Below are 8174 nucleotides of genomic sequence, written 5' to 3'. Positions count from 1 at the left end.
CCAAGCGAGGCTCCTCGGACGAAGCGCGGTGCGTAGAGAACACCAGCGCAACGACCAGGAGCCTCGCCTCGTTACCCCCGCTGACCAGCCCCTTTCACCCTCCGGGACAGGGTGAAAAAGGTTCAGTCTCCGATGCCGAAGACGCCTTGCAAGAGGCTTGGCTGCGCTGGCAGCTCCTCCCCGACGACGAAGCCGGCAATCCCGCCGCCTATCTGACGACCGTCGTCAGCCGCATCTGCCTCGACCAGCTCGGTTCGGCCCGCTCCCGCCGCGAAACCTATGTCGGCCCATGGCTGCCCGAACCGGTCGTCGGTGCGGTTCCCGGTCCCGAGGACCGGGTCACCTTGGACGAATCCGTCGGGATCGCGCTGCTGACCGTGCTGGAGAAGCTCGCGCCGGCCGAGCGGACGGCGCTCATCCTGCACGACGTGTTCTCTGTTCCGTTCACCGAGATCGCCGAAGTCGTCGGCCGCACCCCGACCTCCGTACGGCAACTGGCGTCCCGCGCTCGGAAGCGCGTGCGTGCCGAGTCGCCGCGCTGTTCCGTCGACCGCGCCGAGCACCGCCGTGCCGTCGATGCTTTTCTCGCCGCCGTGATGAACGGCGACTTCGAGAGTCTCTTGTCCGTCCTGGACCCCGATGTCGTCTGGCGCTCGGACGGTGGCGGGAAGGTCTCGGCCGCCCGTCGCCCCGTGTGCGGAAACGAGAACGTCGCCCGTTTTTCCCAGGGCATCAGCCGCGGCTTCGACCCGCTGTCGATGCGTGTGGTGATCCGGGACGTCAACGGCGCACCCGGCATCGTCTCTGTCGACCCGGCCCGGGGACGGGTGCTGGTCATCGCGTTCACTGTGCACGAGGGCCGGATCACGGAGGTCTATGCCGTCGCCAACCCGGACAAGCTTCGCCACCTCGATCCGCGCGGCCTGTGACACCGGCCGTCGAGCATCGGCTGTCTGCGGTCGGCCGCCCGCGGACAGCCGACCGCAGTCGGCCGTCCGTGGTCGGTTGTCCGCCGTCGGCTGTCACACTTCGGCCCGCTGTTTCGTCTGTTGGGTATGACGCACCGACCTGACATCGTCGTCCTCGGCGCCGGCTACGCCGGTCTCAACGCTGCCCTGCGGCTGGCGGTGAATCCCCGCCTCGCCGTCACTCTCATCGACCCCAGCGACCGGTTCACTGAGCGCGTCCGTTTGCACCAACTCACCACCGGGCGACCGGAGGTGAGCGTCACCCATCCCCTGTCCGCCCTCCTCCGGGGCACACGGATCCGGCACATCGCCGCTCGCGCCGTCAGCCTGGACCGCACGGGCCGGCAGCTCCGTACGGATGACGGCCGGACCGTCTCCTACGACCGGCTCGTGTACGCACTCGGCAGCGTGACGGACACCCGCGCCGCGCACGATGCGACGGAGCGGGCCTACACCGCCGAGTCGGCGGCCGAGCTGGGCAAGCGGCTGCTCGACGGGCCGGGGCGGCTCGCCGTTGTCGGCGGCGGGCTCACCGGAGTCGAACTCGCCGCCGAGATCGCCGAATCGCACCCCGAGTGGGAGGTCCGTCTTCTCACCGCGGGCACGCTCGGCGCAGGCCTGTCCGGCAAGGGGCGCAGGCATGTCCGTATGACTCTCGGCGCGATGGGTGTGCGGGTGAGGGAAGGGGAGCCCGTCGCCTCGGTCGACGACGTTGATGCGGATGTCACCGTCTGGTCGGCGGCGCTGCGGCCGCGGACCGAGCTCGCGGCAGCGGCGGGTCTCGAACTCGACGCCGCGGGCCGGATCGTGGTCGACCGTACGCTCCGGTCGGCCACGGACCCGGCCGTTTATGCAGCTGGTGACGCGGCGGCCACCTCCCTTCGCATGGCGTGCGCGACCGCGATGCCCACGGGCGCGCACGCCGCGGCGTCCGTCCTCGCCGACGTCGGGTCCCGGCCGGCGCGGCCGCTCGCGTTCCGCTACGTCATGCAGTGCATCAGCCTCGGCCGCAGCGACGGGCTCATCCAGCCGGTGCACGGCGATGACTCACCGCGCAGCTCCGTGCTGACCGGGCGGCCGGCGGCCTTCGTCAAGGAGCAGGTTGTCCGCTCCACGGTCCGGAGCCTGCATGTGGCGGCGAGCCTGGCCCGTGTCCGGTAGCCACCGGGCCGCGGGATCCGGCGTTGCGCTCCGCCCACGCGGTGAGCGCCGACCGGCACGCGTGGTCCATGTGCCGCAAGCCGCTCAGGTCGAGCTCCACGCCGCGGCCCGAGTGCGGCAGCGTGGCCTCCAACTCGTCGAGGATCCTGGGCAGTCGGAGGAAGTTCGCATTGCCCAGGACCCGGACGTGCACCGTGCCGTCCTCGGCCGTCCGGGCCTCCACATGGACGTGCGAGGTCTCCCACGCGGCTTTGGCGACGGCCATGAGCAGGCCGATGACGACGCCCTCGAAGAGGTTCGTCGTCACGATGGCCCCTGTGGTCACTACGAGCACTACGGCTTCGCCACGGTGCTCGTGCCAGAGCCGGACGACGTCCCGGAAGGGCAGCAGCTTCCACCCCGCGTGCATCAGCACCCCCGCGAGTGCCGCCACCGGGATGACCTCCAGGGCCCAGGGGACGAGTGTGACGAAGACCAGCAGCCAGACGCCGTGCAGGACGCGCGACGCCTTGGTCTTCGCTCCTGCCTGGACGTTGGCCGCGCTGCGGACGATGACCGCCGTCATGGGCAGGGCGCCGAGCGCCCCGCACACCGTGTTGCCGGCGCCCTGGGCGATGAGCTCCTTGTTGTAGTCGGTGCGCGGGCCCTCGTGCAGCCGGTCGACGGCGGCGGCGCTGAACAGCGTCTCGGCCGAGGCGATCAGGGCGAAGGCCAGGACCGTGCCCAGGACGCTCATCTCGCCGAGCCGCGCGAAGTCCGCGCTGCCCGGCGGCTGGACCGCGTCGAGCAGCCCGTTCACCTCGATGCGGGCCACCGGCAGGTTCAGGCCGGCGACCACGCTCGTCGCCAGCGCGACCGCCGCCAGGGGCGCGGGGACGAACTGGGCGCCGCGCCGCCAGCGGGGCCACAGCACCAGTACGGCGATCGTGCCCGAGCCGACCGCCGCGGCGGTCAGGGCGTCCGTCGAGATCAGTGTGTCGATGATGAGGTCGGGGATGCCCGCGAGCTTCTCCGGCCCGCTCCCGGGCGGGCGCATGTCGGCCATGGCGTAGATCTGGCCCGCCATGAGGACCAGGCCGATGCCGGCCAGCATGCCCTGGACCACGGCGACGGAGATCGCCCGGAACCAGCGGCCCAGCCGCAGCAGCCCCATGGCGATTTGCAGCAGACCGGCGGTGAGGACCAGCGCGCCGAGCGCGGTGAGCCCGAACTCGCGCACGGCCTCGTACACGAGGACGGTCAGGCCGGCCGCCGGGCCGCTGACCTGGAGGCTGCTGCCCGGCAGCAGCCCGGTGAGGAGGCCGCCGACCACGCCGGTGACCAGGCCCAGTTCGACGGGGACGCCCGAGGCGACGGCGATGCCGACGGAGAGCGGTACGGCGATCAGGAAGACGACGAGGGAGGCGGTGACGTCGGCGCGGAAGTCACGGCGCAGACCGCCCCGGCCGGCGCCGCCGGGGCCCTTGTTGCGGGAGCCTTTGGCGTTGGGGTCGCTGTGGGGAGGGTTTGACCGGAGCTTGGTCCTGGAGAGCACTTTGCGGGCATGGCTGAGGGGTATTTTGTCCATGAGGATCTGCCTCCAGCGCGTGGCGTCGCGCAGCGATGTGATCGTTGATCGTTGCCTGTCGGAGCGGCTTGTCGGAGCCGGTCGGACCCTGCGGGGATGTGTGGAAACGGACCGTACGGATGCGGACGTACGGTCGTAGAGGCGTACGGGCAGCGGGGACGTCGGGGTGAGGACCGGCCGGACGGTAGAGGGTGACGGAGCGTGCCGTGGACACCCGCGGTCATTCTGTCCAAGCGGCCAAGGCCCGGGGAGCGTCGGCGCGTTACCACGATGTAAACGCTGAGGTGGCCGGCCGGAATCCGCTCGTCCCATCACTCCGGCGCAGGCCCCCGTGGGCTCACCGGCGGGCTGCGCCCGGCGCACGACGTGCGCGCGGGGTGCAAAGATGACCGGGCACGCCCCCGACCAGCAAAGACATGCTTCCGACCAGCGAAGAGGTGGAGTTCGTGACCCAGAAAGTCGCCGTCCTCGGTACCGGAAAGATCGGCGAGGCGCTCCTCAGCGGCATGATCCGCGCCGGCTGGTCGACCGAGGACCTCCTGGTCACCGCGCGCCGCCCCGAGCGGGCGGAGGCGCTCCGCGCCCGGTACGGCGTCGAGACGGTCACCAACGCCGAGGCCGCCAAGACCGCCGACACCCTCATCCTGGCCGTGAAGCCGCAGGACATGGCGGCGCTCCTCGGCGAGCTCGCCCCGCACCTGCCCGCCGACCGGCTGGTCATCAGCGCGGCGGCCGGCGTGCCCACGTCGTTCTTCGAGGAGCGGCTGCCGGGCGGTAACCCCGTGGTGCGCGTCATGCCGAACACCCCCGTCCTGGTGGACGAGGGCATGTCGGTGATCTCTGGCGGCACCCACGCCACGGAGGACCACCTCCTCCGCACGGAAGCGATCTTCAAGCCCGTCGGCAAGACGCTCCGGGTGCCGGAGTCCCAGCAGGACGCGGCCACGGCGCTGTCCGGCTCGGGACCGGCGTACTTCTACTTCCTCGTCGAGGCGATGACCGACGCCGGCATCCTTCTCGGCCTCCCGCGGGACAAGGCCCACGATCTGATCGTCCAGGCCGCCATCGGCGCGGCCGTCATGCTCCGCGACAGCGGCGAGCACCCGGTCAAGCTCCGCGAGGCGGTCACCTCACCGGCCGGGACCACGATCAACGCCATCCGTGAGCTGGAGAAGCACGGGGTGCGGCATGCGCTGATCGCGGCCCTGGAGGCCGCCCGCGACCGCAGCCGGGAGCTGGCCTCGGGCGAGGGCTGACAGTTCGCTGTCGGGTGAGGGCGTAGGCCCGGCTCCACCAGAGCCGGGCGTCAGCTCCGCTCCACCAGGGCCAGGCGTCAGCCCAGCTGCACCAGAGCCGCCGTCGGTGCGATCTTCGCGAAGCGGCCGGCGTGCAGGTTCGTCGCCGTCGCCCGGAACAGCTCGTCCGCCGTGAGCGACTCCCCGTCCGGCCCGACCGCATCGAACGTGTACGTCGCGTCCACCGGCACGATCACGTCGTAGCCGAGGTTCCCTCCCATCCGGGCGGTCGTCTCCACGCACCAGTTCGTCATGATGCCGATGACGACCAGCTGCCGGATCCCGGCCTCGTCCAGCCAGCGCCCCAGATCGGGCGTGCCGAGGAACGCCGAGTTCACCGTCTTGGTGACGAACAGCTCCGGACCGCTGCCCTTGCCGCGCCGCTCCTGGACGAAGTCCTGAAGGTCATTCCCCTGCTGCCCCGGGCGCAGCGGCGAGTCCGGCTCGGGCGAGTCGTGCCGTACGAACACCACCGGCCGGCCCGCCGCCTGCCAGGTGTCGATCAGCCGCGCCATGTTGTCCTCGGCGGCGGGGTTGTTACGGGGCGGGAAGTAGTCCTGGTCGTTCCACGCGTTCTGGACGTCGATGACGACGAGGGCGGCGTTGTCGCTGATTCGGATGCTCTCTGTGCTGTTCATGCTGACGATCCTGGTCGTCGCCGCACGACCGGCCCAGTGGCAGGAGCGACGCTGTTCGATGAATTGCTGCCACGCGTGGCCGGTGCGGGCGGCAGGATGGGCAGGATGGTGCGCATGCAGCCACAGCCAGCGCAGCGCATCGCCCTCGTGGCCTTCCCCGGCATCCGCGCCTTCGACGTCGCCGTCATCTCCGAGGTCTGGGGCGTCGACCGCACCGACCGCGGCGCTCCCCGCTTCGCGCTGCGCCGCCACGGCGCCGGCCGGGCACCCGTGGGCATGTCCGGCGGGCTCACCCTCACCCCTGACCAGGGCCTCGAAGCCCTGGACGGGTACGGCGCGAGCGACCTCGTGGTCGTCCCCGGGGTGGAGGAGCACCTGGCCCCGGTCCCGGAGCCCGTCCTCGCCGCCCTGCGCAGCGCCCATGCCGCGGGCGTCCCGGTCGCCGCCCTCTGCGGCGGCGCGTTCGTCCTCGCTCAGGCCGGCCTGCTCGACGGCCGCCGCGCGGTCACCCACTGGAACCTCACCGGACTCCTGGCCCGCAGCTATCCCGGCGTCCAGGTCGTCCCCGACGCCCTGTTCGTCGAGGACGGCGGGGTGTGGACCGCGGCGGGCGTCGCCGCCGGCATCGACCTCTGCCTCCACCTGGTCCGTACGGCCCACGGCGCGGAGGCGGCGGCGACCATCGCCCGCGCCATGGTCACCGCCCCTTTCCGTACGGGCACGCAGGCCCAGTTCGTCGAACAGCCCACGCCCTGCTCCGACCGCGAGGCCGGCGCCCTGGCAGCCGTACGGGAACGGGCCCTGCGCCGCCTCTCCGAACCGCTGACCGTCGCCGACCTGGCGGGCTGGGCCGGCATGTCGCCGCGCTCCTTCGCCCGCCACTTCACGGCCACGACGGGCACGACGCCCGTGCAGTGGCTGCTCGACCAGCGCGTCGCCGCGGCACAGAAGCTCCTGGAGCGGACGGGGCTGCCGATGCCGGAGGTGGCCCGCCGCTGCGGGTTCGGCAGCGAGGTCACCATGCGGCAGCACTTCGCGGCCCGCCTCGCCACGAGCCCGCGCGACTACCGGCGGGCTTTCCGGGCGGCGGCGGAGGAGGAGGCGGAGGCGGTGACGGAAGGGATGGCGGGTTAGGAGCGGGGGGACGGCGGATGCGCTTCAGTACGCGGGCAGCAGCCCGATGGCGCGGTACGCCGCGTCCACGGTCGGCCGGGCGAGGCTCCGTGCTCGTTCGGCGCCCTCCCGCAGCACCGCGTCCACGTAACCCGGGTCGCCGCACAGCGCGGTATGCCGCTCCTGTAGCGGCCGCAGCACCTCCAGCACGGCATCGGCGGTGTCCCGCTTCAGCGCGCCGTACGAGGAGTAGCCGGCCGCGAGCTCCGCGGGCCGGCCACCGGTACAGGCGGCCAGGATCTCCAGCAGATTCGTGACGCCGGGACGGTTCTCGCGGTCGTGGACGACCTCGCTGCCGCTGTCGGTCACCGCGCGCATGATCTTCCGGCGCGCGGCGTCCGGCTCGTCCAGGAGATAGACGATGCCCGCCGTCTCCCCGTGGGACTTCCCCATCTTCACCGTCGGGGACTGGAGGTCCATGACCCGCGCGGCAACCGACGGCAGCACGGCCTTGGGGACGGTGAACGTGTGCCCGTACCGCTGGTTGAAGCGCACGGCGAGGTCCCGCGTGAGTTCGACGTGCTGGGCCTGGTCGTCGCCCACGGGGACCTCGTCCGCCGCGTACGCGAGGATGTCCGCCGCCATCAGCACGGGATACGTCAGCAACGACAGCCGTACGCTCCCGCCCGCCGCCTGCTCCCGGGCCGCCTTCTCCTTGTACTGGATCATCCGCCGCATCTCGCCGTCGGACGCCGTGCACTCCAGGAGATAGGAGAGCCGGGTGTGCTCGTCCACGTGGCTCTGCACGAAGAGCGTGCAGAGGGCCGGGTCCAGCCCGGCCGCCAGGAGGAGGGTGGCCGTCTGCCGGCTGAGCCGCCGCACGCGGGCGGGGTCGTGGTCCACGGTCAGGGCGTGCAGGTCGACTACGGAGAACAGTGCGTCGGCCTTGTGCTGGTCAACCTCCACCCACTGGCGGACGGCGCCGAGGTAGTTGCCGAGGGTCAGATGGCCGGTGGGCTTGATGCCGCTGAAGATCCGGGTCATGGGCTGGTGCGCTCCCTGTGTGGAGAGGGACGCCGCCACGGACAGCAAAACGGCCGCCGAGGCGGCGGCCGTTGGGTGCATGCGTGAGCACGGAGTCGGTGGCCGCCGTCAGGCGGCCCACCACTGCTGCGTGTGTGCATGCCGGGTCATGAGCGGGAGGCTACGGGACGGAAATCTGCTTGCGCCACCGGTTTGATGAGCCCTACGGGGTCGTGTAGAGTTCTTCGAGTTGCCGCGAGGGCCGAGAAGGCCGGAGGGGCAGCGATCGAGCCGCACCGGCGGCACTCACTACTGCACGGCCCCTGAACGGGATGAATTTCGGCGTGCCGGAATTCGGATCGTGAAGGCCTCGGACTCCGATTAGGAGTCACCGGGGAAATCCGCTAAA

The 8174-nt window shown here is 71.6% G+C and carries 7 protein-coding genes; 4 read left to right on the top strand and 3 right to left on the bottom strand.

Annotated features, from left to right (window positions below):
* The first annotated feature begins 80 nt into the window (after positions 1–80).
* Positions 81–929 carry an RNA polymerase sigma factor SigJ gene (gene sigJ / locus D7231_RS34270; protein WP_120760220.1) on the top strand — a complete coding sequence of 283 codons (849 nt, stop codon included), beginning with the start codon at positions 81–83 and terminating at the stop codon, positions 927–929.
* Positions 930–1055: 126 nt separating this feature from the next.
* Positions 1056–2129 carry an NAD(P)/FAD-dependent oxidoreductase gene (locus tag D7231_RS34265; RefSeq protein WP_120760217.1) on the top strand — a complete coding sequence of 358 codons (1074 nt, stop codon included), beginning with the start codon at positions 1056–1058 and terminating at the stop codon, positions 2127–2129.
* Here D7231_RS34265 and D7231_RS34260 read toward each other — a convergent pair.
* Positions 2059–3696 carry a SulP family inorganic anion transporter gene (locus D7231_RS34260; RefSeq protein WP_120760215.1) on the bottom strand — a complete coding sequence of 546 codons (1638 nt, stop codon included), beginning with the start codon at positions 3694–3696 and terminating at the stop codon, positions 2059–2061. The genes D7231_RS34265 and D7231_RS34260 overlap by 71 nt on opposite strands.
* A 446-nt stretch (positions 3697–4142) precedes the next feature.
* On the opposite strand from D7231_RS34260, the gene proC reads away from it, so the two are divergent.
* Entirely contained in the window at positions 4143–4952 is an 810-nt protein-coding gene (gene proC / locus D7231_RS34255; protein ID WP_120760225.1) for a pyrroline-5-carboxylate reductase, read from the top strand.
* A 77-nt stretch (positions 4953–5029) separates the two neighbouring features.
* Here the strand turns inward: proC and D7231_RS34250 are convergent, their stop codons facing one another.
* The gene (locus D7231_RS34250) at positions 5030–5629 is read right to left on the bottom strand and encodes a cysteine hydrolase family protein (protein WP_422396790.1); all 600 of its coding nucleotides are present in this window, start codon (positions 5627–5629) and stop codon (positions 5030–5032) included.
* A gap of 105 nt (positions 5630–5734) precedes the next feature.
* Here D7231_RS34250 and D7231_RS34245 point away from each other — a divergent pair, with 105 nt between their 5' ends.
* On the top strand, positions 5735–6763 hold the full coding sequence (locus tag D7231_RS34245) for a GlxA family transcriptional regulator (protein WP_120760212.1): 1029 nt from the start codon (positions 5735–5737) through the stop codon (positions 6761–6763).
* Between the two features lie 24 nt (positions 6764–6787).
* On the opposite strand, the gene trpS is transcribed toward D7231_RS34245, so the two are convergent.
* Complete coding sequence (trpS, locus tag D7231_RS34240) at positions 6788–7786, bottom strand: tryptophan--tRNA ligase (protein ID WP_120760210.1); 999 nt, start codon at positions 7784–7786, stop codon at positions 6788–6790.
* Positions 7787–8174 lie beyond the last annotated feature (388 nt).

It is taken from the genome of Streptomyces klenkii, assembly GCF_003626645.1.
Taxonomy (GTDB): Bacteria; Actinomycetota; Actinomycetes; order Streptomycetales; family Streptomycetaceae; genus Streptomyces; species Streptomyces klenkii.
Note: the sequence above shows the minus strand (reverse complement) of the source record. Positions and strands in the feature narration are given on the sequence as shown.

Coding starts and splice junctions, on each gene's coding strand:
- D7231_RS34250 (WP_422396790.1), bottom strand. CDS start 5,629: ATGAACAGCACAGAGAGCATCCGAATCAGCGACAACGCCGCCCTCGTC.
- D7231_RS34260 (WP_120760215.1), bottom strand. CDS start 3,696: ATGGACAAAATACCCCTCAGCCATGCCCGCAAAGTGCTCTCCAGGACC.
- trpS (WP_120760210.1), bottom strand. CDS start 7,786: ATGACCCGGATCTTCAGCGGCATCAAGCCCACCGGCCATCTGACCCTC.
- D7231_RS34265 (WP_120760217.1), top strand. CDS start 1,056: ATGACGCACCGACCTGACATCGTCGTCCTCGGCGCCGGCTACGCCGGT.
- D7231_RS34245 (WP_120760212.1), top strand. CDS start 5,735: ATGGTGCGCATGCAGCCACAGCCAGCGCAGCGCATCGCCCTCGTGGCC.